Raw genomic sequence first — 21,419 nt, 5'->3', positions numbered from 1 at the left:
GGACACGGCGGGTCAGTTGGCGGGGACGGACTTCCACAGGCGGCACACCGGGACGATGTCGGGGTAGGTGGCGCACGAGGAGCGGCCGTCGACGATCTCTTCGGCGGGGCAGCCGCCCATGCATGAGCCCGGGGCCTTGCAGCCCCCGCAGCCGGGCGTGGTGAGGGCGCCGGTGAACAGGTCGAACTCGTTGGGCCCCTTGTTGAGTTCGATGCGACCCTCGCGCATCTGCGCGAAATGCAGGTCGGTGTCGAAGAGGAAGGAGCACACGTAGGCCCGGCCGTCGGGGAAGATCGAGATGCGGTCCAGGGTGCGGCCGATGCAGCCGCGGTAGCCCTCCGCCTCGAAGCGGGGCATCTCCGAGCGGCGGGCGAAGGTCGGCTGGTACCAGACCCGCGCCGTGTATCCCTGGGCCGCCGTGTGGAGGCGGTCCGTGAACTCCAGCCACTGCTGGGGTTCCATGCCGTCCTCAGGACTGCCGTGACCGCGTCCGATCACGGACATGACGTGGTACTTGACGAGGTTGACGCCGAGTTCGTCGGCGAGGTCGAGGAGTCTGAGGCAGTCGTGTTCGTTGCGGCGGCTGACCGTGCAGATGATGCGGGTGTCGAATCCCCGCTCGCACAGTTCCTTCACCGTCAGGAGCGTCTCCTCGAAGCGGCCCTCGCCGCGCACGGCGTCGTGGGTCGCGGCGCTGCCGCCGTCCACACTGATCTGGACGTAGGCGAAGTCGTCGGGTTCCAGGCGCCGGAACTTGCGCAGCGCCGGGGCCAGGCCGTTGCTGGTGGTGATGACGTGTTCGTAGCCGAGGGTGTTGGCGAGGTGGACGGTGTCCTCGTAGCGGGGGTGCAGCGTCGGTTCGCCGCCCAGGACGGTCAGCTTCGAGCCGCCCATCTGCCGCCACCGGGTGAGCGTCGCCTCGATCTCCTCGAAGGGCATCTTCAGTGCCCGTTCCAGCCGCTCCCCCATGTAGCAGCCGGAGCAGCGCAGTTGGCACGCTTCGGTGATGTAGAGGTACACGTTGCGGAACCGGCCGTACTCAACGCGGTCGATCTTCTGCGGTGCCGTGCCGGAGGCCGGAGCCGGCATCCGTGCGTGTCCGTAGGCGTCCGGCGGTGGACCGGCGGACGGCGTCGGTAAGGAAACGGTCATCTCAGACCTGTCCTTTCGTTCGAGGTTGGGCAGGAATCAAGGAACGGAACACGTCGAGTGCCGCGGCTTCGACGAAGGGCTGGTCTCTGTCGGCGTCGACGGTGTGCCAGGGAAGTCCGCCGGCTCGGAGCGCGGCACAGGTCGGCGGGGCGAGGTGCCGGTAGCGGGCCAGACGGCGGGGGAATCTCTCGGGAGCGTCGTCGGCCCGCCGCTCCAACGTCGTCCCGCACGAACGACAGCCGGTGGGACGGTCGGCGTGGCGCTCGGCCGGACGCCGGCGTCGCGGATCGCACACCGGGCACATCAGCCGCCGTCCGACGCGCTCCCGCAACACCGTGTCGGACGCCGCCAGCTCTATCGCTCCGCCTCCGCAGTCTCTGCCGGTGAACTCCTCGGCGAAGGCTCGGGATTGGGCGGGGGTGCCGGGGTAGCCCTCCAGCAACAGCACACCGCCGTCGGCCGCATACCGCTCCAGCGCGCGCTTGACGAGCAGGACGGCCACCGCGTCGGGCAACCACCCCAAAGGGTCCCGGCCGACGGTGAGCGCCCGCGCCACCACTCGATCCGTTGCGGCCTGCTCGTGGGTGAACTCCCGCAGCCGGAAGACCCGTACGCCGCTGTACCGCGCGAGCAGGACTTCGGCCAGGGTGCTCTTCCCGCTGCCGGGAGGACCCAGGAGGGTCACGACGTCCACCGAACTCGCCTTCCGGGTAAGAGGGTTGGGGGAGGTATGCCGTCGTAGTTCAAGGGACGACGGCAGGGACCCGGCCCCGGTGCGGCGGGTTCTCTCGTGAGGGAGCCGAGAAAGGCGTCCGCGCGCACCGGGGTTCGTGCGGGGTGTGGCACCCGCCCGCCGGTGGAGGGGAAACGGGTGAGTGCCACACCCCTTCTTCCACGGCTGTCCGCGACCGCAGCCCGAGGCGGCGTTCGGTCACCGGACGGCCGTGGAGTCCCGGCGTGGAAGAGCGGCCAGTTCACGCCGGGGGCTCTTGTGGTTCAGGAAGCGGGTTCGTGGGTGCGGAGGTGTATCTGCCGCATGCGCCGCCGCTGGTCCTCTGGGATGTCGCTCTGGAAGCCGCCGAGTGCTCCGTGACCGTGAGCACACAGGTGCTGGTTGGTGACGAGGAGGTCCCCGAGGCCGAGACGGAACCGCCGTTGCGCGGCGATGAGTTCGCGTTCCAGGGCGCGGGCGGCGCTGGTGTGCGGGTCCCCCCTGTCCGCGTCCTTCAGCATCTGCGGGTCGAACCGGACGAAGCCGTCGGTCGGCGGAAGGCTGTCGTCGAGGACGGGGAACGCGTCGAGAACAGGGCCGACTCCGGTCATGGCGCCCGCATCGCGGAGACCGTAGACGTGATCGGTGAGGAGGCGGCGTTCGTCGTCGCTGAGGCGGAAGACGGCCCTGCGGACCGGGGAGACAAGGCTCAGTCCCCCGCCTCGCGGGTCCGGCCGCGTGCACAGGAACGCGGTGTAGTCCGGCGGCCGAGTCGTGTGGATCATGTCGACGTGCAACGGCCTCGCACCGGTCACCTGCTCCGGCCCTACGCTCAGCGGCTTCCACAGGGACACACCGTCGTCCGCCTTCAAAGGGGTGGCCAGCCAGGACAGGACGACCGTCATCGCCTTGAGGCCGTCGTCGAATCCGTAGTGGTCGAGGAGCGGGACGGCGGTGAGGACGGCGAACCCCTCACCCTGGTCGTCGTCCACCAGGTCGCGCAGGTGCCGCACCACCGCCCACGCATCGGGTGTGCCGGTGAGCACGGCGCGGTAGCGGTCGGCGACCTCCGCACGCACGTGTCCGTCGAACAAGTCCAGTTCGGGGTCGGGGAGTTCGACGATGTGTTTGCCGAGGAGCTCGACGACAGGATCGGGAAGGGGGACCCGGAAGGCCGGGGGAACGCTGGTCATACTGGTGGTCACCAGTCTCTTCGTGGTTGCGGAGTGGACAGGGGTCCCGGCGCGGGATGCTTCGGGCGAGCGGGTGGAGCCGCTCGCCCGGAGAGCGCCGAGACGTGGGAGCCGTCTCCCGCGCGCAGGTCCGTCACAGGTCGGGCGCGGGAGTCGGTGACTGAGGGGAAGCCCTGGCGCCGACGTCCGTACGGCGGCCTCGGTGCCGGCAGCGCGCACCACGTCGTACGGACCGCAACGACGGACGCCGCAGTGCCCCGCAGGTCAGGCACTCGCTCGGCCACGGATACGTAGGGCCTTCGTACGACGTCCGCGGCTCATAGCCCGCGTCCCGCATCTCGGCGACAGCCTCCGCGGCCTCCGTGACACTGGACTCCGCCTCCGGCGACGACAGTTCGGCCGGTTCCGTGACCGGCTGCACGGTGAACCCGCCGAGCACGAGTCCCAGGCTGCGCCACTGCCTCCGCTCACTCATCACCCGCCCTCCTCACCACGAGGCAGGACCGCACGGACGGTCTTGCCGGTCCCGTCCGTGCGCGGGAACCAGGTCAGGCGTGCGTCGAGCCGGGCGAGCCGGCGCATCCCCCGGCCGCGACCGGCCCTGTTCTTCTGGTCGAAGCCGGGGAAGGCTGGGTTGTGGTCGGTGACGTCGAGGACGAGTTCCCCGGTCTCGGTCACCGCCGCCCGCAGCAGGAGGTGTCACTGCGGGGGAACCGTGCCGGGCAGGCCGTGACGGACGGCGTTGGAGGCCAGATGCACGGCCACCTCCCCCGCCCGCAGGTCGGAACCGCTCCAGCCCAGCGAGGAACACACACCGCGTACCCAATCCCGGCTCGCCCCCACCGCAGCCAGATCGCCCGGGAGTTCGGCCTGGAGGCTCTCCGCCACCGGTGTCTCCCCGACCGGCGGACGCTCTGCCGCTGCCCCCTCACCGGGGAGTAGGAGTGGCAGCGCCCGGTGGACCAGGCCCGCCAGCGACACGTCCCCGAGCCTGCGCCGGGCGTGCCGGACCAGATACTCGACCTGAGGCAGCGAAACTCCCAGTTCCGCGGCGTGTTCCTTGAGCGTCTGTCCGTCTGCCAGCGCCCGCAGCATGGCGAGGAGATCGGCGGGCAGCCAGCCGGGGTCGTCGGGTTCGGGGGTATCGAGGCAGCCGTTGGTGTGCGCGAGGTACACCAGCTCCGGCTGCCGCCCCTTCACTCGCTCACTCGAAGCGCCGAGTTCGTCCCCCGCCCCGGACCACAGAACGCCCAGACCGCTACGGGGAACCGGCAGTTTCTCCCGGACCAGCCGGGCCGCGATGTCCCGGCATTTCAGTCCCTCCGCAGCCAACTCCAGCGCCCGGCGCTCCGACGAGGTGAGCACGGGGACGTTCACCGACCCTCCCCCCGCTCGGTACGACCTTCGGAGGACGTCGGCAGACCGTGCTGCCTCGCCCGCGTGATCACATGCGCGGGCGACATCGCCCCCAACGCCCTTTCCAATTTCTCCAGTTCGGCGAGCGCCGTACTCGGCCGGCACCCGAGCGTGGCCGCGATCCGGTCGACCGACAGCCCCCGTGCCAGCAGACCGATCAACTCCCGCTGCCGCTCCGTGACGTCGATCCGGCTCGGAAGAAGAACCGGCTTCTCCAGGAGACCCGTGTCGTACGCGGCCTCCACGACGGCCGGATGCGCATCGCTCCTACCGCTCGCACCGGCCTTGCACCGGACCCGCCACAGACAGCCGTGCACCACGTCCACCCTGGTGCCTAGGGAGACCGCGATCGACTTCGGCGTCCCTCCGTCGGCGAGAAGCCTCAGCACCCGCGCCTCCCTGCCGCTGAGCCCCACTGCGGCGCGAGACCCCTGCGGAGCGAACTGCGCCCCTGCTTTCGACAGCGCATGATGAACGGACCCGTACGAACGCCCGTACTCCCGCGCCAACTTACGAATCGAGGTCGTACCGCCCTCGTACTTGTCCTTCAACTCCAGCCCCCACGCCCTTCTCTCCTCGTCGGAGAGATGGATACGCGGACGCAACCGCTTCAGATCCGTCACGTCAGCCATTCGTTTCAGTCGTCGATTCAGGAAAACCGGCACCCGGGAGGACCCCGGCGAGCGGAAGATCATGAGGGCAGGAAGAGTGATCCGGCGGACGGCGCGGCACATCCGCGCAGGGACCGCGTGGCTCAACTCGCCGCCGATGAAGCGGCGGAGCGGACACTGCCTCCCGTCCCGGAACAGCGACCCGGAGTCCCCACGGAACCTCGCCTCAGGCCCAGAAGCGATCAGGAGATCCGTCACGGCCGGCCTCTGGGGAGCGTGAAGCTGCACCACGTCGTCGTACCGTCCGCGCTCGTGCCCCACCCATCCGTGAGCGCATCGACCAGCAGCATCCCCCGCCCGCTCTCGTCCCCCGACCCTGCCGCCCTGACCTCCGCCCGGCCGGGCGAACCGTCACTCACCTCGATCAGCAGCCGACGGCGGGTGAGAAGGAACCGGACGACGAGTTCCTCGCCAGTGCCGTGCACCAGGCCGTTCGTCACCAGCTCGGTGATCACCAACCCGGCAGGATCGACAAGGTCCGGCAGAACGGCACGCCGGAGTTTGCCGACGCAGGTCCGCCGAAGATTGCCCACCCACCGAGCCTCGTGGTCCGGCAACGGCGCACCGGCCGTCCGGGGATCGCGTCGAAGCCGCACTGTCAGGTCATCGCGGACTCCGACGAGAACACCGACCGGCGCAGCCATCATGACCACTCTCCCCAGGCGCCCGGCTGCATCACCGCGATGAACGCGGAACGCCCGCGCAACCAGGCCAACTGCTCCGCGTACTCTCCCGCATTCCGGCTCACCACGTGCTTCGTCAGCACCACGACCCCGTCGGCCAAGCCCGACCCGATCTCCATCCGCACCAGCCCCCACCCCGGCCTCGCCGTGCACGTGCTCCACAAGAAGTCGTCCATGAAGACCCGCCCGGCCTTCCACTTGTGCCTCTCCACGAAGCGACGCATCGCCTCCAGCGACCACTCCGGGTCCCGCCAGTCCTCGGCCACCATGTACAGACACACCTGCGGCACCCGACGGTGTTCCCAGAGCCACTCGTCGGCCAGGTCCTCTTCTGTCTGTGGATCGGGTCCACCACGGACCAGGCCCGGCGCAGAGATCCCGCTGCGGACTCGCTCCCGCCCTGCCCAGAGGCTGTTCCGAAGGATCGTTCTGACTCGCATGGCGGTGGCTCCTGGGCTGTCAGGGATAAGCGCTGGGGCGGGATTGCGCCGCTCACGGTTCCGGAGCGCGCTCCCAGGTACGGCCGCCGAGCGCCGGCCGATTCCCTCAAGTCCGCTACGGGTCGGGGAGGTTGAACCTCGATCGCGTCGCGCACAATCAGCTTGAGGCACCTCCGGATTAACCTTCAAGTGGAACAGCAGAAGCACAGAAACTGGCAATTGCCCGAGAACCGACAGACGGTGTTACATGCCTGACAGGGCATGCCAAACTTCAGCCTCGGAGCATGAGTTGCGAGGCTGACGCCCTCGGTTGCCGGACAGCGACTCGCTGCCGCCAGGCTGACGAACGTGTCTGACGGACGGCACAACGAGAGGAAGGCTGAGGCGAGTGGCCGCACGACGAGGTCCGACCTTCATGCGCGTCATGCTCGGAATGGAACTGCGCGCGCTGCGCGAAAACCTCAAGTCCCAAGCGGAGGTAGCTGGGGAGGACGGAGGGAGGTGGACCGCCGAGGCGGTCTCGACCAGGATGGGTTTCTCCCGCCCACGACTCAGTCGGATCGAGGCCGGGGAGATCCCGATCCCCAAGCTGGGTGACCTGGAGAACCTCCTCCACGAGTACGGCGTCTTCGACGTGGACGACCAGGATGATCTCAAACGCATCCATCTCGACTCGCTGAAGACCGAGCCGATCACGTCCTACCGCCCGTTCCTCCCCTCCGGCCTGCTGCGATACCTCGCCCTGGAGCGAGACTCCGTACGCATCAGAGGTTTCGAGAACAACGTCGTACACGGCCTCCTCCAGACCAAGGCGTACGCCACTGCCCTGATGGGCTCCGCCAAGATCGTGGAAGAACGGACGACTCAGACCGTCGAACGGAGCCTCCAGGCCCGAGCCGAGCGCAAAGCTCTTCTGGTCAACGGCCGGGAGGTACACATCATCCTGTTGGAGGCCGTACTGCGTACCTGCGTCGGATCACCCGAAGTGATGCGTGAGCAGTACGCGGAGATCATCCGCCTCAGCCGTCTGGACACCGTGGATGTCCAGATCATCCCCGCAGCCCTGCCCACCTACCGCGCCGGCTTCAACTTCACGGTTCTGGAGTTCGTCGGGCTGCCCAACGTGGTCCAGTCCGACGGCTACCGGTCCACCACGATGTGGTCGAAGCCGGACGACGTCGGGCAGTTCGCCAGGCAGTTCGATGCCATGGTCAAAGCGGCTCCCGGACCGTCCGAGACACCGCGCATTCTCAAGGCCCTCGAAGAGGAACTGTGGAAATGACACACACCGGCAAGACCCTCCGCTCCACGACCGTGGCACCTCAGGGAACTTGGCTCAGGTCGACGTACTCGGATCAGGGTGGCGGCAACTGCGTCGAAATCGCCGATCTGTCCGGCAACGTCGGCATGCGCGACTCGAAGATCCTGGACGGACCCTCGATCCTGGTGAACGACAGGGCCTTCGAAGCGTTCGTCCAGGGCCTTTCCGCCTGATACGGCCAGGCTGTAAAGCGATGGTCCCCTCCCTTCGAGGAGGGGACCGCCGCCGACGGGGACAACAACTCCACCCAAAGTCCGCTTCAGCTCCATCGGAACCACGACGATCTTCCCGTTCTCCCATACCTGAGACGCCCGGCGGGGACATGGACACCCCGCCCAGTGGATCACGCGCGACCGGGACCGGTCGCGACCGCTCCCTACGGCGCCATTTGAAGGAAGTCCTCCTGTCGCAGTAATGGACGGGGCCGACCTGTCCAGATCACCGGTCTGACCGCGACTGCGTATGCGGGTGTCACCATCCCTGACTCCGAGGACCTGAGTGCGTTGTGGCAAAGGGAGTCCCTGTTCGATGAGCAGGGGCTTCTTCGTGTGCGGGGCATGGTCACGGAGGGGTAGGGGCAGACAGCGGGCGGCTTGTTGTTGATCGAGGAGGCTGCGATGCCGTCGGTGCTGGGGTTGATGGAACGGCGTGAGGCGCGGGCGAGGCAGGAGCTGGAGTCCTGGACGGAGGTCCTGGAGCAGGCTCAGGCGGAGGTGGATGCCGCGCGGGAGCGAGTTGAGCGGGCCCGGGTGGGGCGTGAGGAGCTCGTGTCGGTGCTGGCCGAGGAGAGCACCGTGAATACGCCGGATTCCGTGCCGTCCGGTGGTGATGCGGCTGCCGCTGTGGGAGCGGGTGGCTTGGGCGCGGGCCGTGGTGGGCAGCCGCCGGTGTGGCGGTCGGGCATGGGTGAGGAGGTGCTCAGCGGCCTGTATCGGGAGGTGTTCGCCGCGGTGGTGGCTGTGTCGGGGCCGGTGAACGGGGTGGAGTTGACGCGGGCGGTGGGCCGGAAGGCGGAGATCAAGAACGAGGTGGAGAAGATCCGTCACCGTGCCTACGTGCTCGAGAAGCGGGGCTGGCTGGTGCGGGCGAAAGACGGACGGTTCATACCGGCGTTTGAAGCAGTCGGCCGGGGCGCTTCTCCGGCCATCGTGCAGTGTCTCCGGCCATCCGGCGCGACAGCCTGATCGTGGCGGCCCACCACACCATCTGCTGGTGGTGGTCGGGCCGTCGTTCGTGGTCGCGGTTGAGGCGGCGTGAGCGGGAGAGCCAGCTCAGCGTTCGCTCCACTGCCCACCTGCGGGCGAGTACGACGAATCCGCGCCGTCCGTCGGGGCGGCGCACGACCTCGACCCGGACTCCGTGGCGGGCGAATGCCTTCGCCAGCGCGGGACCCTGGTAGGCGCTGTCGACCCACACCAGTTTCAGCAGCCGGCCCGGCTGGTCCATGAACGCCTCCAGCAGCGCGGGAGCGGCCCTGGAGTCGTGGACGTCCGCTGTGGTCACGGTGACCTCCAGGAGCAGCCCTCGGTGTCGGTCAGGACGTGGCGCTTGCGCCCGTCGCGTGATTTACCGCCGTCGTATCCGCGGCTGTCCTCGCCGACGGTCTCGGAGGCGTCCATCGACTGGCTGTCGATGATCCCGGCGCTGGGCTCGGCATTGCGGCCCGCGCGCTCTCTCGCCGTCCGGCGCAGGCGCTCGTAGAGTTCCCGCACGTAGTCGTAAGTCCGCCAGCGGCGGAAGAAGTCGTAGACCGCCCGCCAGTACGGGAAGTCGACCGGGACGGCCATCCACTTCACGCCGTTGTCGACGAGGTAGCGCACAGCGTCGAGCATCTCTCGGTGGCAGTGCGCCTCGGGGCGCCCACCTCGTTTGAGCAGCCAGGCAGGTACCGGCATCGCGGAGCGGACCTCGGCCCACTCCGCGTTCGTCATGTCACTCGGATAGCACCGCACCCGCCGCCCCAGGGCGATCGAACCGAACCTGTGCACGTAGCAGTCACACTCCGGAGTGGCCGTGATGGACGCGGGCGCAGCGGAAATGGTCAACTGTCCGGACAACGGGTCTCCTTGACCGTGACGGGCTTCAACAACCACATCACTACCGGGAGGCCCGTTTCTTCATGCCCGCGACCCCACCGGCACCTCTGTCCGAACAATCACCCGCGCCACACACCTCGAACGAGATCCGGTTTGCCACAACGCACTGAGGGCGGCTGAAGTACGTGATGCAGCGCTCCCTGGCCAAGACGCTCGCGCGGAAGTACCGCGTTCGTGTCTCCAGGATCTACCGGCGCTACAGGACCGTGCTGAAGACCGACCAGGGTCCCCGCCGGGGACTCCAGTTCACCGTCGAACGCGGGGAAGAACGAAAGCCGTTGGTGGCGCAGTGGGGCGGAGTCTCGCTGAAGCGCAAGATCAGGATCGACAGCCTCGACGATCACCCAACGCAGGTGTGGAACAGCGCGCGCAACGAAGTGGTCAAGCGCCTGCTCGCCGACACCTGCGAGATGTGCGGGTCCCATGACGGCGTCGAAGTGCACCACATCCGGCACCTCAAAGACCTGAACGTCCGGGGGCGGGCCGCCAAGCCCGCCTGGGCCCAGATGATGGCCGCGCGCCGTCGCAAGACCCTGGTCGTCTGCCGCGTCTGCCACGAGGACATCCACTATGGTGCAAGTCGCTCACGGCAGAACTCATGAGAAGAAAAGGCACTGGAGAGCACACTGCTGGGAAATCTAGCACGGTGGGTTCGGTGGGGGCCGCCGGAAAAGGACCTGGTCACAGGCACCTCGCTGGCGGCCTACCCAACGGCACGCCGGGTTCGGAGGGCGGGCCGGGGAAACCCACCGGGAGCAATCCCGGCAGGGCGCCCCGGTCCGACCTAACAACCTCGCCAACGCGGTCGAGAAGACGGTCGCCGCCCATCGCCCCTGCCTTCGCGACCTTCCCGCCCCGGCGCCCGAGATCGAACCCGCGCGGGAGACCGCGGACGCGCCGGCCCGCGAGGACGACGAGCCGCCCGGAAAATTCGCCGAACGCGCCCGGGCACATCATGCGCTCGTCCACGACCTGCTCGCCCAGGGACTGGGGCTCCGGGAGATCGCCCGGCACCTGAGCTGGGGACGGCACACCGTCCAGCGGTACGCCCGCGCCGCCCGCTGGCAGGACATGGTCAAAGGCCGAAAGCGCCAACAGCCCAGCAAACTCGACCCGTTCAAGCCCTACCTGACGCAACGCTGGGCCGAAACCGAAGGGAAGGTGACAATCCTCGATCTCCACCGCGAGATCACGGCCCGAGGCTTCCGCGGTCACTACTCCACCGTCCAGCCGTGGGTCCGCAAGGCCCTGCCCGTGTCGAACGGCACTCCGCCCGCGCCCGCCGCGCCGTCGATCCGCCAGGTCACCGGCTGGCTCACACCCGGCACCCCGCAACCCGCACCGAAGAAGAGAAGATCCGCAGGAAGACGGTCCTGGACCAGTGTCCGGAGCTGGAGACGACCGCCCATCTGGTCGGCTCATTCGCCGAGATGCTCACGACGCTCGAAGGCGATCGCCTTACCGAGTGGATCACCGGCGCAATGACCGCAGGTCTTCCCGGCATCAGCACCTTCGCCGCCGGCCTGGAAGCCGACTTCGACGCGGTGACGGCAGGGCTCACCACCGACTGGAACTCCGGCCCCGTGGAAGGCGCAGTCAACCGGATCATGCTCAAGAGGCAGATGTTCGGCCGAGCAGGCTTCCCGCTCCTCCGGAAAGCTCGTCCTCCTTGTATGACCCTGCGTAGTCGGCTGACACAACTTGGGCCAGACCCCACTTTGTACCGTCATAGCCAGACCGGCAGATTCCGCCCCGCTGCCACACCATCAGGCGATAGCACATCACCTCAAAGACTCATGAACCGCCCACTAAGGAAGCACTACTGGCCGGCGAAGAGCGCGGTGAGCGAGGTCAGGATCGCCAGGGCGGGCTGGGCGATGTCTGCGGCGGAGCCCAGCAGCTCCCGCAGGCGTTCCAGCCGGGTGCCAGCGCCCGCCGGGTCCGCCTCAGCCCCCGTGCCCAGGCGCACGATTTGGTAGATGGCTCCGGTGGCTTCCTCTCGATCGGCGTCTGCCAGTTCGGCGCTTGTCAGGACCAGACTCAGCAGACGGACCAGCTCGTCGGCCCCGGTCGCCGTTCCGTGCGCGTTCTGGAAGTCCTGGATCACGGTGTTCTGCGGGCGGTTGACGAACGTGGTGTTCTCGCCCTTGAAATTAAAGCTCTCCGACATTCCGGCTCCTCCGGTCTTGATGACGACCTGGCTGTTCGTGACGGTGACCTCTGGTGGGGCGGGAACCTTTGCCCGCGCCGCCGCCAGGATGTCGTCCCTTGCCTCACAGACGGCCTCGAACGCTGCGCCGTCGGCGGCTCGGGCCGCCGCCAGGAGGTTGCTCAAGGCTTCGGGAGCGGGTGCGTAGGCGTCACCCCTGCGACACCGGTAGACGCCCGTCCGGTGTTCGTCGCCCGGGTCCATGACGCATTCCCAGTGCTCGGGTGGCTGCACCGAGCCGACTGCGTCGCCGTCGTTCCCGCGCACTGGCCGCGGGCGCCCGGTGCGCGGGCCCAGCGCGTGGAGGAGGCCGCGGAGGCGGCCTACCGCAGGCGGATCCGCGGGGGCAGCCGGAGGCGTCAGTGACTCCTGCCTTGCGAGAAGCGGCCCCAGTGCCCGGGCGATGCCGCCGAAGAGAGCACGGAAGTAAGCCGTCGACGTGTCCTCGAGCGGGAAGAGCACCTTGTCCCCGCTCAGGAGCGAGCCCTGCCTGGAATGGAAGAAGACCAGGCAGGGCAACTTCTCGGGGCCGAGGCCGAGCATCGAGGCGATCTCGTAGGCGCCCTGCGGGTCGTACGGCGTCCAGTCCAGCCAGCGCATGGTGGACATCACCCGGTACAGTTCGGGCTCCAGGTGACGGCGCCAGTAGCGCTTGGCGACCCGCCAGTCCCTGCGCCGCTCCACGACGAATACGCGTGTCACGGGACCGGACAGGACGTTCAGGTCGTCGAAGTGGGTCCGGACGTACGTGGCGAGCTCCACGTCGGCATCGGTGTAGAGGAGCACGCCCCACAGCCGGGGCCCCAGCACGGGAGCGGTGGCGTTCTCCGCCAGTTGGAGCCAGCACAGCAGCTCGGACGGGTTGCGTGGGGGCGGCATCGCGTAGTCGAACTTCGATACGCGCTTGATGCATAGGACCAGGAGATCGCCGTCGGCCAGGCCCAGCTCACCGAGGGTGTAACGGTCGTCCAGTCGTTCGCCGGTGACGGCGTCGGAGAGCCAGACGCAGATGATCCGATCCTCGGAGGTCGCGACCAGCGATGACTGCGACGGTGGTTCCGGCCGCGCCGCGCCCAGCCGCCGAGCTTCTGCAAGACACCGCACCCGCAATTCACCGACGGTCATGCTCGGCAGGTCGGCGTCGCGCACGTGGAACTCAAGGGAACCGTCACGCAGTTGCCGGTCCAGATCGGCCCACCGCGCGGCACGGTCAGACGCGTCGAACCTCCCCTCCCTGATCATCTCGCCCAGCGCCCACCAGAAGGACACGCCGTGGAGCGAATGAGATGTGCTCACCCAGTCGCCCTCGACCACATCGACAGCCAGCCTCAACGCTCCACGCCCCCGAACCGGATGCAGTTGCTCACGCCTGCCGATTATCGCTGCCGTCGCTCCTTCGCGTGGCGTGTTCGCGGTTGCGCCTGCCGAAAAACTCATCCGTCCTGGTGGGGGCTGGTGTACGGGTGGTGTCGAGCGCGGGCGCCTGTGCGGGTGCTCCGTGCACCTGGGGAGCGGCCGAGCAGGATGATCTGTCGTGCTGCTTCGACTTGCCGATCTGGGTGTGGCGAACGTGTTCGCCCTGCTGCGCCTGCCGCCGATGAGCGACCACGGCAAGAACATCGAGATCCTCGCCCTGCGCCATCAGCTCATGGTGCTGGAACGCCAACTCGGCCGGGATCGGGTGCGGTTCGCCCCGAGTGACCGGGTGTTCCTGGCCGCGCTTGCTGCACCGGCTCCCGCGCGGTGTGCTGCGCCGGGCACGGCTGCTGGTGCGCCGGGACACTGTGCTGCGCTGGCACCGTGACCTGGTCTCGCGCCGCCACGCGGCCCGTTCTGCGTCTGGCGCGGGAGAATCCCGGCCGGGGCTACCGGAGAGTTCACGGCGAACTGTCTCGTCATGCACCTGGAAGACGCCGACTGCCAGGCTCGCTTCATGATTTGGGACCGGGACGGGAAGTTCCCCGAGTTGTTCGACAGTGTCCTGAAGGAAGCGGGCATCGAGGTCGTGCTCAGCGGGATCCGCATGCCGCGCATGAACTCGATCACGGAACGCTGGGTACAGACCTGCTGGCACGAGCTGCTGGACCGCACCCTGATCTGGAACCAGCGCCACCTCCTCCACGCCCTGCGAGAGTTCGAGCGGTTCTACAACGCCCACAGGCCGCATCAGGGCATCGCGAACACCCGGCGGCTGCAGCCCTTGCCCAGGCCGATCACCGATCCAGAGCAGATCACCCGCCTCGACATACGACGACGCGACCGCCTCGGCGGAATCCTCCACGAGTACAAACATGCCGCGTGACCTGGGCGGACGAGATTCTCGGCAGGGACAGGGCCAGACCGTACAGCGGGCATCCGGGCCGCCGCCCGCCAGATCCGCGATCTGCCCGACTTCCGCAAAGCGGTCGCGAGCGCCGGGGAGACCTGGTTGCGCGACTGCGTCGATGGGCCCGTGACGGACAGTGAGGGCACCGGCACCCACACCCAGCGGCTCTGGGCAGGCAACGTGCAGCACATGACGTACGTCGCCCGTTGCCTGTCCGGGAGCTGAACCGGCGTCCTCTCCTGCCGGGCGGTTGTGCTCAGCTCTGATGCAGGCGCTTCAGGGCAAGGGAGAGACCGACCCCCCTCGCATGGTGCCTGAGCCGCTTGTGGTCGGGGTCCCGGTCGGTCTCAACCGTGCCCCTTCCTTCCTCCCGGTGGTACCGCAGGGCCTCGAAGTCGAAGAGCGCAACATCCTCGGCGGTCATGGGTCGGTCGGATGTCGTCCTGTCCGAGAACATCGGCGCTCCTTTGGGGAACACCTCCGTCTCCGAGGTCACCCTTACCACCAGGCCGCCCTGCACGGTGAGGCAGTACTCGTACCACGCGCTCTGGTCCTCGTCCGCCTGATTCCCGTGTCCCCGCTCCTTCTTGTGCCAGGACCGGGACTGCAGCACCCAGAAGTCGTCGGTCTCCGTGCGTGGGACGTCGACGGTGTAGGTCTCCTGCCGTGTGAACAGGCCGAACGGTCCGCTCCTGACCTGGCGGGTTCGCTCCGACCGTTCGACGACCTGTCGAGTCCTACGTGGCGCCCGGGTCTCCCGGGCTACCCGTTCCGCATAGCGCCGCAGGCGGGTCCAGTCCAGTTCGCTCCGCTCATAGGCGGCTCGGCTCGGTCTGCTCAAGGTACTTCCCCTTCCCGGGTGCGTGGCCATGGGGCGACGCGGCGCTGTGTGTTCACGGCGGGCAGGAGTCGACGACCGTCAGGGAGACGACGTCGGCGGCGGACACCCGTCGCGGCGTACGGGAGTTGTCCGTGAGGATGGTGAAGGTCCTGGCCCCGCTGGTCAGTTCGCCGCAGAGGACGGCTCCTGGTGTCACGAGGAGCACTCGGGGCCGCGCGTCCCGATCGTCGGCCGGGGTGTCACGGGGAAGCCACCAGGACGTCAGCGTCATGGCGACGATCACGGGCAGGGAGACCAGCAGCGCGATCCTGGCCCTGCGTATGTCGGACCAACCGCGCGCCGCGACAGCGGTCTTGTAGCTGGCCAAGGTCCCATGGGCCCTGCGTACCCGGTCCCGGTCGATCGGCTCCGAACCGCCCACCGCGGCAGCGCGCGACGCGGCCCACAGACCGCACAGGGCCACGGTGAAACCGAATGCCAGACCGGCGGTCACGACACCGCGCCAGGCAGGGCTCAGGTCGGCCATCCTGCCGGGACCGCCCAGCATGAGCCCGGCGGCCATGACGGTGACCAGCAGCCCCAGCCCGGTGCGCCACTGCTCGGCGCTGGCCTGGGCCCGGGTGAGCGACTCCTCCGTGTACTCACGCCATGCCGCGTCCTCCGCGAGCTCGCGCTCGCTGGGCGGGGCGGCCGGCTTGCGGTACCGCGCCGGGGGCGTCATGCGAGGTCGTCCCGGAACACTTCGATGGTGAACGTGATGCCGCAGCCCGTCTTCACTTCCGGGGGCCTGTTCTCGTGTTTTCCGAGCTCGCAGTTGCACGTCACGTTGACACGGCTGTACGGGTCCGGGGTCGACGTCGCCGTGTCGTCGTCGCCCAGTACGCCCGCCTCACCAGCGGCGGTGAGGATCTCGTCATGGGAGATGTCCCCCAGGCAACGGGGGCAGGCACCGCTGACGATCACTCGGGTGGCCTTGCCGGAGCTCACCACGACCGCCTTCAGTTCCGGCTCGTCCGCGGTGCACATATCGTAGGCGAGGCCCGTCCATTTGTAGGCCAGTGGTTCGGCGAGTTCGTAAGGCTCGTCTTCGTGTGGGCGTCGTGTCACTGCTGACCTCCTACGGGCCTGTGCGTACCGATGGGGATGAGGGGCGCCCAGTGGTGCATGGGGAGCGAGCGGTGCTGCCGTCGGGCCAAGAACCGGCCCGTGGCCTGGTGTACGGCCGCCGCCATGGTGTTCTCCGGCAGGGCGTCCAGCACCATCTCCACGTAACGGGTGGCCGGGACGGAGTCGCCCAGTTCTCCCACGGTGGCCAGCACTTCGTCGGAGCCCCCAGCCAGGGCGAGGGTGGCGACGCTGATCGGGTCGCTGGGGGTGCGGCCGGGGTAGGCGGTGCCCCAGCAGGCGATCAGGGCAAGTCGCCGGGGCGGGCGGCGGCCGAGGAGGTCCGTGGGCAGAAGCCAGTCGTCCCGGTCGAGTTCGAGGTAATGGCCCGTCTCGGTGCGGGGTCTGCCGTGTCCGGTCAGCACCATCAACTCGCGTCCGGCGTAGATCGCCTGGCGGGCCTCGGCCGCCGAGGACAGCCGCCGGGGGTTCCAGCGTCGGTCCTGGAACACGTCAAGGGGATGCCACCTCACCAGGGGGCTGCGCCACACGTCGACGTCCAGGGGTGAGCGGGTGGGAAGCGGTGCGTGGTCGCGGGCGGCCAGCTGCCGCTGAATCGTCAGCGACGGGCAGACCACGAACTTCGCAGCCTCGCCCAGGAGCAGGCCGCCGCCGACCAGGGGAATCGCGCCCCACGGCACCCGCCACAGCTCACCGGCCGGGACGATCACCAAATCTTGCGAGCCGGAGGCCGTCAGGGCCGCGATCAACGGCGGCGGGAGCAGTGCGGACAACGGGCGCAGGTCGTCGGCCGTCAGCGCCTGGCGTTTCGCCGCCTGGTGACCGGAGCTCAGTACGGTCAGCAGCTCCAGTGCGGCGGCTGTCAGCCGGAGACTGCCCATGGTGGGGCGGTACCCGGGAGCGCTCCACGACCAGCGGACCAGGTCCTTCTCCACCGGGTCGAGGAGGATCTGGAGCGCGTGGCATCCGGCGGGCAGTGCCTCCAGGAGCGCGCCGCCCTCGTCGGAGGGGGGCAGGTACACGGCCGCCAGCAGATCGTCCAGCGACTTGTCCGCCGGGGATTCGGCGGCGCCCGGCCGGAGTTCGAGGGCACCCAGGCGGCGTATCCGCTTCTCCCGGCGTTCGCCGTCGAGGCGGTCCTCGTCGGAGCGGGCGGTGCGCCGGTGGGACAGCAGGCTGCGGTCCGCGACTGCCAGTAATCCCTGGAGCCGGTGCAGTTCGTCGCCAGCGACGGCCGTCGCGTTCGCCTCCAGCAGGCCCGCCAGCCGGCGACCGGCGAGGAAGTCGGCGACCACGGCGAAGGTCTCGGCCGAGCGGTGCTTCTCGGCCGCCGACAGCGATCCCTGGTAGACGGTACGGAAGCGTCGCCGGTACTCCTCCTGGAAACGTTCCTCCTGGTGGTCGGCGCTGTAGGACTCGACCTCCATGACGGCCTCGCGCCAGGTCCGCAACGCGTCGTCCGTCCGGCCGCACTCCTCCTGCGCCTCAGCCAGTTTGCCCAGGGCGTACGACATGCCCAGCAGGTCGCCGAGCTCCCGGTACCGCTCCAGTGATTCGGTGAACTGCTCCGCCGCCTCGGCCCACTCTCCCCGCCCTCGTGCCGTCCGGCCCAGGTCGTGCACGGCGTGGGCCCGTCCCCGTGACAGGCCCGCGGACGTAGAGAGTGCGAGGCACTTGGTGTACTCGGCCTCCGCCTCGTCGAAGCGCCGCTCCTCCAAGTAGAGGTCGCCGCGCACCGAGTGCAGATTGACCAGGCCGGTCGGGTTGCCGTCCTGCTGGAAGGCCGCCAGCCCGAGGTCGAGCCACTGCCAGGCATCGGCGTGCCTGCCCCGGCGGTGCAGCCATCCGGCCAGCCGTTGGGCGGCATTGCCTTGGCCGTGGGCCGACCGGACCCTCACGAACGTGTCGTACGCGTCCTTGCCGAGCTGTTCCATCAGGTCCAGGTCTCCGAGCCGTTCGGCGCACTCGGCGGCGCCGAGCAGGGCGTTGCCCTGGTACACCGGGTCGTTGAGGGCGCCGGCGATTCCGGCCGCCTCCCGGAACTGCTCAAGGGCGAGTTCCGCGGAGTGGTGCCACAGCGTCATGTACGCCCAGTGGGTCAGCGTCTGCGCGTGGCCGAAGCGGTACGCCGAGTCGTCGGCGACCGCCACCGCCGTCTCGAAGTGCTCGGCGGCGGTCTCGATGTCGTTGGCCTCCATGGCGACCCTGCCGAGCCCGAAGTGGGCGTGGACCGTGGACAGCCGCGGTCTGCCCTCGCTCGCCTCCTCCAGCAGGGTCCGGAACGCGGTGTGTGCCACGGCGAGCGAACCCGACCTCACCGCGTTGTCGCCCTCGGTCTCCAGACGTAACTCCCGCGCCCAGGCTTCCGGCGTCAGTTCCGGGTTCCACGGCCCCGGCGGGGCCTCGGGGTCCAGCAGCATGCGGTAGCGGCTGCGCAGTGCTATAGGCCCGGGAAGCTTGATGTCCCGTAACAGGGCCCGCCGCCGCTCGGCATCCGGGCAGTGCCACGCGGTGAACAGCGCCTGGCACTGCGGATGTTCGGCGATGTCCTCGACATAGGAATCCCCCACTTTTTCCCCTCCTCAGGGGGCCGAAGATATCCGGCTCCGATCACCCTGACCACTTTCGAAACCGAACAAACTCTTTCAGGTGAATCCTGCCGATCTGTTCGATTCTGGTGGGGCGCTCAGCCGACCTGCAGGTGGCGAAAGATCATCTGGACTGGTCACGCGGCATGTCGGTATTCGTGGAGGGTGCCGCCGAGTCAGTCCGCGGCCAGACCTCACCGACCGCGTCCGGCAGTCCCTTCAGTCCGTCGCAGACCAGCATCAGGACATCATCGACGCCCCTGCTTTTGAGCTCGGAGAGCACTCGCAGCCAGTGTTTTGCGCCCTCGCCGCCGTCGCTGGCCCACAGCCCGAGGATGTCGCGGTGCCCCTCGGCGGTGACCGCCAGCGCCACATGGATCGGCCTGTTCGCAACTTGGCCATCGCGAATCTTGACGTTGATGGCGTCAATGAAGACGACCGGGTAGACGCGGTCGAGTGGCCTGTTCTGCCATTCGGCCATGCCGTCCGTCACCTTGTCGGTGATCGTCTTGGACACGCCGGCGCCGTAGACTTCGGCCAGGTGCGAGGAGATCTCGCCGTGGGTGAGGCCCTTCGCGGACAGTGACAGGACCATCTCGTCGACGCCGGTCAGCCGGCGCTGCCGCTTCTTGACGATGGCAGGCTCGAAGGAACCCTCCCGGTCGCGGGGGACATCGATCTCGACCGGCCCGATGTCGGTCAGCACGGTTTTGGAGCGGGTGCCGTTGCGGGAGTTGCCGCCGTCCTTGCCCGCCGGGTCGTGCTTGTCGTAGCCGAGACGGTCGGTGATCTCGCCCTCCAGGGCGGACTCCAGAACCGTCTTGGTCAGTTGCTGCAGCAGCCCGCCCCCGCCGGTCAGCTGCAGACCCTTGCTCCGGGCCTGCGCGACGAGCTGCTCGATGAGCTTCTGCTCGACCGCCGCACTCTCCAGCGACGGTTCCGCCTGGTCATCGGCGGTCGCGAACTCGGTCACGGTGTCAGTCACTTGACGCCTCTTCCATGATCATCAATTACACCGGTGAGCGTACAAACCCGAACCACGCGGTGATCGCCCGCTTGTACCCCTCGGGCATGGTCAGCCCCGGCACCTCCTCCGCGGTGAACAGGCCGATCTGCTTGTGTTCGTGGCTCAGGACGGGAGCCTGCTCCGGAGTGAGGACGGTGCAGCCGTACGTGACGATCAGGACCCTGCGGCCCGGAACCGGTTCGTAGATCCACACGCCGCCGTCGATCAGCGGGCCCGCCTCCACCTTCCAGCCGGTCTCCTCCCGGATCTCCCGTTCCAGCGCCGCTTCAGGGCTCTCGTCCGGCGGTACGGACCCGTCCGGACTGCCGGTCTCCAGCCGGCCGCCGGGCAGTTCCCACTCCTCGCGCTCGTTCTTCAGCAGCAGCACGCGGCCGAGGCCGTCGACGGCGACGCCTTTCACCGAGACGGGCCAAAGGGGCGGGGTGTACGTCATCGCGGTCCTCGTCCTGCGGCGGGTGACTCCGGTTTCCGGAACGTAGCACGACGCATCCAACTCGCCTTCGCATCGTACGAGTTGTCCGAGTAGGCGATCATCAGACGGTTACGGGAGGACAGGCTGGCCGTCGTGGACCGCCTGGGCTCCCCTGAGGCGGTGGCCCGTTTCGCGTCCCGCGTCATGTCGGTCGTACCGCATCCACACGGCGGCCCCGACGGGACCACCGTCATCCGGAACACCAGGACGGACGCCCATCGGCAGCGGCGAGTTGGAGGCGCACACCGACCGGTCGAACGTTTTGCAGCCGCCGAGGCTGATGCTCCTGGCCTGCCTCCGGCCCGCCGCCTGATTTCCCGTGGTGAGACCCCCGGTACACAGTGAGGTGTTCTCGGAGTTCATGATCGCCAGGCGATGTCGCATGCGAGCGCGGCCTGGGTGATCGCTCCGATCCTGCTCGGGCTGAGCGTGATGTGGCGCAAGGTTCGCCAGCGGCCTTTGAGTTGGGCCATGACGCGGTATCCGGTTGTAGGTGCGGTTGCCGATGTCGAGGTTCTGGGCCGGGCCAGGGTGTTTACGGAGAGGGACATGGACGCCGTGGCCTGCGCCGATGTAGCCGATGTCCGCGAGGGTCGGCAGGTCCTGGGTGGCGGCGTGCCGCAGGGCGGGCAGGGCGTGTGCGCGGGCGGCGGCCAGGGCGTGTGGGGAACCGGGCTCGACGTCGGAGACCCACAGTGGCTCGCCGTCCGGACTCGCGACGAACTGGATGTTGCCGGCGAAGCGATGTCCTTTGCCGGAGTACCACCGGTCGTTGCCTCGTGGTGTGGTGCCGGTGAGCCGGTCGCAGCTGATCAGGCTGCCGTCCAGGATCACGTAGGGCGTTGCGTCCCGCAGACGGCGGGCGAGCGTGTCGGGCAGATCGGGCGCGTGGCCGGACAGGACTTCGATGGCTTCGTGGAGGTAGCGGTAGGCCGTGGCCTGCGCGATGGCTGTGTCGTGGGCCAGGCGGTGGACGCAGGTGCCGTGCCGGAACCAGCGCAGTACCAGCACGGCTTGGCGGAACGGACTCAGGGCCCGGGACCCTCGTGGGGTGCCGACGGAACGACGGCGTGCGGCCAGGAGCGCGGCCAGGAACAGCACGAGCTGACGCGGTACGTCGAGCGTGGCAGAGTTGGAAACCACGGGA

The 21,419-nt window shown here is 68.6% G+C and carries 20 protein-coding genes and 5 pseudogenes; 6 read left to right on the top strand and 19 right to left on the bottom strand.

What is annotated here, in order from left to right:
- Nucleotides 1-12: 12 nt before the first annotated feature.
- The 9 genes from ABZX85_RS27745 to ABZX85_RS27705 form a co-directional block, all read right to left on the bottom strand.
- Entirely contained in the window at nucleotides 13-1,152 is a 1,140-nt protein-coding gene (locus ABZX85_RS27745; RefSeq protein WP_355873946.1) for a radical SAM protein, read from the bottom strand.
- A 1-nt stretch (nucleotide 1,153) separates the two neighbouring features.
- A complete protein-coding gene (locus ABZX85_RS27740) occupies nucleotides 1,154-1,846 on the bottom strand; it encodes a nucleoside monophosphate kinase (protein ID WP_355873943.1) in 693 nt (230 codons plus the stop codon).
- A 302-nt stretch (nucleotides 1,847-2,148) separates the two neighbouring features.
- Nucleotides 2,149-3,069, bottom strand: a complete 921-nt coding sequence (locus tag ABZX85_RS27735; RefSeq protein ID WP_355873940.1) for a TauD/TfdA family dioxygenase — start codon at nucleotides 3,067-3,069, stop codon at nucleotides 2,149-2,151.
- 121 nt (nucleotides 3,070-3,190) lie between these two features.
- On the bottom strand, nucleotides 3,191-3,532 hold the full coding sequence (locus ABZX85_RS27730; RefSeq protein ID WP_355873938.1) for a hypothetical protein: 342 nt from the start codon (nucleotides 3,530-3,532) through the stop codon (nucleotides 3,191-3,193).
- Nucleotides 3,532-3,735, bottom strand: a complete 204-nt coding sequence (locus tag ABZX85_RS27725; RefSeq protein ID WP_355873935.1) for a hypothetical protein — start codon at nucleotides 3,733-3,735, stop codon at nucleotides 3,532-3,534. The genes ABZX85_RS27730 and ABZX85_RS27725 overlap by 1 nt, the downstream gene beginning before the upstream one ends.
- A gap of 21 nt (nucleotides 3,736-3,756) precedes the next feature.
- Nucleotides 3,757-4,434 (bottom strand): hypothetical protein, encoded by a 678-nt coding sequence (locus tag ABZX85_RS27720; RefSeq protein WP_355873933.1) that lies wholly within the window; start codon nucleotides 4,432-4,434, stop codon nucleotides 3,757-3,759.
- Nucleotides 4,431-5,105 carry a helix-turn-helix domain-containing protein gene (locus ABZX85_RS27715; protein ID WP_355873930.1) on the bottom strand — a complete coding sequence of 225 codons (675 nt, stop codon included), beginning with the start codon at nucleotides 5,103-5,105 and terminating at the stop codon, nucleotides 4,431-4,433. Before ABZX85_RS27715 ends, ABZX85_RS27720 begins: the two co-directional genes overlap by 4 nt.
- A gap of 233 nt (nucleotides 5,106-5,338) precedes the next feature.
- Nucleotides 5,339-5,602 carry an ATP-binding protein gene (locus tag ABZX85_RS27710; protein ID WP_355873927.1) on the bottom strand — a complete coding sequence of 88 codons (264 nt, stop codon included), beginning with the start codon at nucleotides 5,600-5,602 and terminating at the stop codon, nucleotides 5,339-5,341.
- Between the two features lie 185 nt (nucleotides 5,603-5,787).
- Nucleotides 5,788-6,096, bottom strand: coding sequence for a hypothetical protein (locus ABZX85_RS27705; protein ID WP_355873924.1), 309 nt, complete (start codon nucleotides 6,094-6,096; stop codon nucleotides 5,788-5,790).
- A 586-nt stretch (nucleotides 6,097-6,682) separates the two neighbouring features.
- On the opposite strand from ABZX85_RS27705, the gene ABZX85_RS27700 reads away from it, so the two are divergent.
- The 3 genes from ABZX85_RS27700 to ABZX85_RS27690 all read left to right on the top strand — a co-directional run bounded on the left by ABZX85_RS27700 (nucleotide 6,683) and on the right by ABZX85_RS27690 (nucleotide 8,772).
- Nucleotides 6,683-7,549: a helix-turn-helix transcriptional regulator gene (locus tag ABZX85_RS27700; RefSeq protein ID WP_355873921.1), complete on the top strand. Its 867-nt coding sequence runs from the start codon at nucleotides 6,683-6,685 to the stop codon at nucleotides 7,547-7,549.
- Nucleotides 7,546-7,761, top strand: coding sequence for a DUF397 domain-containing protein (locus tag ABZX85_RS27695; RefSeq protein ID WP_355873918.1), 216 nt, complete (start codon nucleotides 7,546-7,548; stop codon nucleotides 7,759-7,761). The genes ABZX85_RS27700 and ABZX85_RS27695 overlap by 4 nt, the downstream gene beginning before the upstream one ends.
- A gap of 444 nt (nucleotides 7,762-8,205) precedes the next feature.
- Complete coding sequence (locus tag ABZX85_RS27690) at nucleotides 8,206-8,772, top strand: hypothetical protein (protein ID WP_355873916.1); 567 nt, start codon at nucleotides 8,206-8,208, stop codon at nucleotides 8,770-8,772.
- Here the strand turns inward: ABZX85_RS27690 and ABZX85_RS27685 are convergent.
- Nucleotides 8,690-9,483, bottom strand: a pseudogene (locus ABZX85_RS27685) (IS5 family transposase). The gene ABZX85_RS27690 and the pseudogene ABZX85_RS27685 overlap by 83 nt on opposite strands.
- 329 nt (nucleotides 9,484-9,812) lie before the next feature.
- Between ABZX85_RS27685 and ABZX85_RS27680 the strand changes: the two are divergent.
- Nucleotides 9,813-10,286 carry a hypothetical protein gene (locus ABZX85_RS27680; protein ID WP_355873913.1) on the top strand — a complete coding sequence of 158 codons (474 nt, stop codon included), beginning with the start codon at nucleotides 9,813-9,815 and terminating at the stop codon, nucleotides 10,284-10,286.
- 79 nt (nucleotides 10,287-10,365) lie between these two features.
- On the opposite strand, the gene ABZX85_RS27675 is transcribed toward ABZX85_RS27680, so the two are convergent.
- Both ABZX85_RS27675 and ABZX85_RS27670 read right to left on the bottom strand, forming a co-directional pair.
- Nucleotides 10,366-10,899, bottom strand: a complete 534-nt coding sequence (locus tag ABZX85_RS27675; RefSeq protein ID WP_355873910.1) for a hypothetical protein — start codon at nucleotides 10,897-10,899, stop codon at nucleotides 10,366-10,368.
- 604 nt (nucleotides 10,900-11,503) lie between these two features.
- Nucleotides 11,504-13,225 carry a hypothetical protein gene (locus ABZX85_RS27670; protein WP_355873907.1) on the bottom strand — a complete coding sequence of 574 codons (1,722 nt, stop codon included), beginning with the start codon at nucleotides 13,223-13,225 and terminating at the stop codon, nucleotides 11,504-11,506.
- 202 nt (nucleotides 13,226-13,427) lie between these two features.
- On the opposite strand from ABZX85_RS27670, the pseudogene ABZX85_RS27665 reads away from it, so the two are divergent.
- Together ABZX85_RS27665 and ABZX85_RS27660 are read left to right on the top strand one after the other, a co-directional pair.
- Nucleotides 13,428-14,195 (top strand): annotated as a pseudogene (locus tag ABZX85_RS27665) (integrase core domain-containing protein).
- A 39-nt stretch (nucleotides 14,196-14,234) separates the two neighbouring features.
- Nucleotides 14,235-14,444, top strand: a pseudogene (locus ABZX85_RS27660) (hypothetical protein); the annotation flags it as partial.
- A 31-nt stretch (nucleotides 14,445-14,475) separates the two neighbouring features.
- On the opposite strand, the gene ABZX85_RS27655 reads toward ABZX85_RS27660, so the two are convergent.
- From ABZX85_RS27655 to ABZX85_RS27625, 7 genes and pseudogenes are all read right to left on the bottom strand, one after another.
- Complete coding sequence (locus ABZX85_RS27655; protein WP_355873904.1) at nucleotides 14,476-15,060, bottom strand: hypothetical protein; 585 nt, start codon at nucleotides 15,058-15,060, stop codon at nucleotides 14,476-14,478.
- A 52-nt stretch (nucleotides 15,061-15,112) separates the two neighbouring features.
- Entirely contained in the window at nucleotides 15,113-15,781 is a 669-nt protein-coding gene (locus tag ABZX85_RS27650; protein ID WP_197925758.1) for a hypothetical protein, read from the bottom strand.
- Nucleotides 15,778-16,167: a hypothetical protein gene (locus ABZX85_RS27645; protein WP_355873901.1), complete on the bottom strand. Its 390-nt coding sequence runs from the start codon at nucleotides 16,165-16,167 to the stop codon at nucleotides 15,778-15,780. The genes ABZX85_RS27650 and ABZX85_RS27645 overlap by 4 nt, the downstream gene beginning before the upstream one ends.
- Entirely contained in the window at nucleotides 16,164-18,755 is a 2,592-nt protein-coding gene (locus ABZX85_RS27640; RefSeq protein WP_355873898.1) for a tetratricopeptide repeat protein, read from the bottom strand. Before ABZX85_RS27640 ends, ABZX85_RS27645 begins: the two co-directional genes overlap by 4 nt.
- A 202-nt stretch (nucleotides 18,756-18,957) precedes the next feature.
- Nucleotides 18,958-19,704, bottom strand: a pseudogene (locus tag ABZX85_RS27635) (IS256 family transposase); the annotation flags it as partial.
- Nucleotides 19,705-19,783: 79 nt separating this feature from the next.
- Nucleotides 19,784-20,233 carry an NUDIX hydrolase gene (locus ABZX85_RS27630; protein WP_355873895.1) on the bottom strand — a complete coding sequence of 150 codons (450 nt, stop codon included), beginning with the start codon at nucleotides 20,231-20,233 and terminating at the stop codon, nucleotides 19,784-19,786.
- Nucleotides 20,234-20,631: 398 nt separating this feature from the next.
- Nucleotides 20,632-21,415, bottom strand: a pseudogene (locus ABZX85_RS27625) (transposase family protein).
- Nucleotides 21,416-21,419 lie beyond the last annotated feature (4 nt).

Source organism: Streptomyces sp. NPDC004539 (assembly GCF_040610055.1).
Lineage (GTDB): Bacteria > Actinomycetota > Actinomycetes > Streptomycetales > Streptomycetaceae > Streptomyces.
This window is presented reverse-complemented; position numbering and strand designations above follow the sequence as displayed.

Excerpts from the sequence above, each read along its gene's own strand:
- ABZX85_RS27745 (WP_355873946.1), bottom strand. The coding sequence starts at position 1,152 with ATGACCGTTTCCTTACCGACGCCGTCCGCCGGTCCACCGCCGGACGCC.
- ABZX85_RS27730 (WP_355873938.1), bottom strand. The coding sequence starts at position 3,532 with ATGAGTGAGCGGAGGCAGTGGCGCAGCCTGGGACTCGTGCTCGGCGGG.
- ABZX85_RS27715 (WP_355873930.1), bottom strand. The coding sequence starts at position 5,105 with ATGGCTGACGTGACGGATCTGAAGCGGTTGCGTCCGCGTATCCATCTC.
- ABZX85_RS27705 (WP_355873924.1), bottom strand. The coding sequence starts at position 6,096 with ATGGTGGCCGAGGACTGGCGGGACCCGGAGTGGTCGCTGGAGGCGATG.
- ABZX85_RS27700 (WP_355873921.1), top strand. The coding sequence starts at position 6,683 with ATGCGCGTCATGCTCGGAATGGAACTGCGCGCGCTGCGCGAAAACCTC.
- ABZX85_RS27695 (WP_355873918.1), top strand. The coding sequence starts at position 7,546 with ATGACACACACCGGCAAGACCCTCCGCTCCACGACCGTGGCACCTCAG.
- ABZX85_RS27690 (WP_355873916.1), top strand. The coding sequence starts at position 8,206 with ATGCCGTCGGTGCTGGGGTTGATGGAACGGCGTGAGGCGCGGGCGAGG.
- ABZX85_RS27680 (WP_355873913.1), top strand. The coding sequence starts at position 9,813 with ATGCAGCGCTCCCTGGCCAAGACGCTCGCGCGGAAGTACCGCGTTCGT.
- ABZX85_RS27650 (WP_197925758.1), bottom strand. The coding sequence starts at position 15,781 with ATGACGCCCCCGGCGCGGTACCGCAAGCCGGCCGCCCCGCCCAGCGAG.
- ABZX85_RS27630 (WP_355873895.1), bottom strand. The coding sequence starts at position 20,233 with ATGACGTACACCCCGCCCCTTTGGCCCGTCTCGGTGAAAGGCGTCGCC.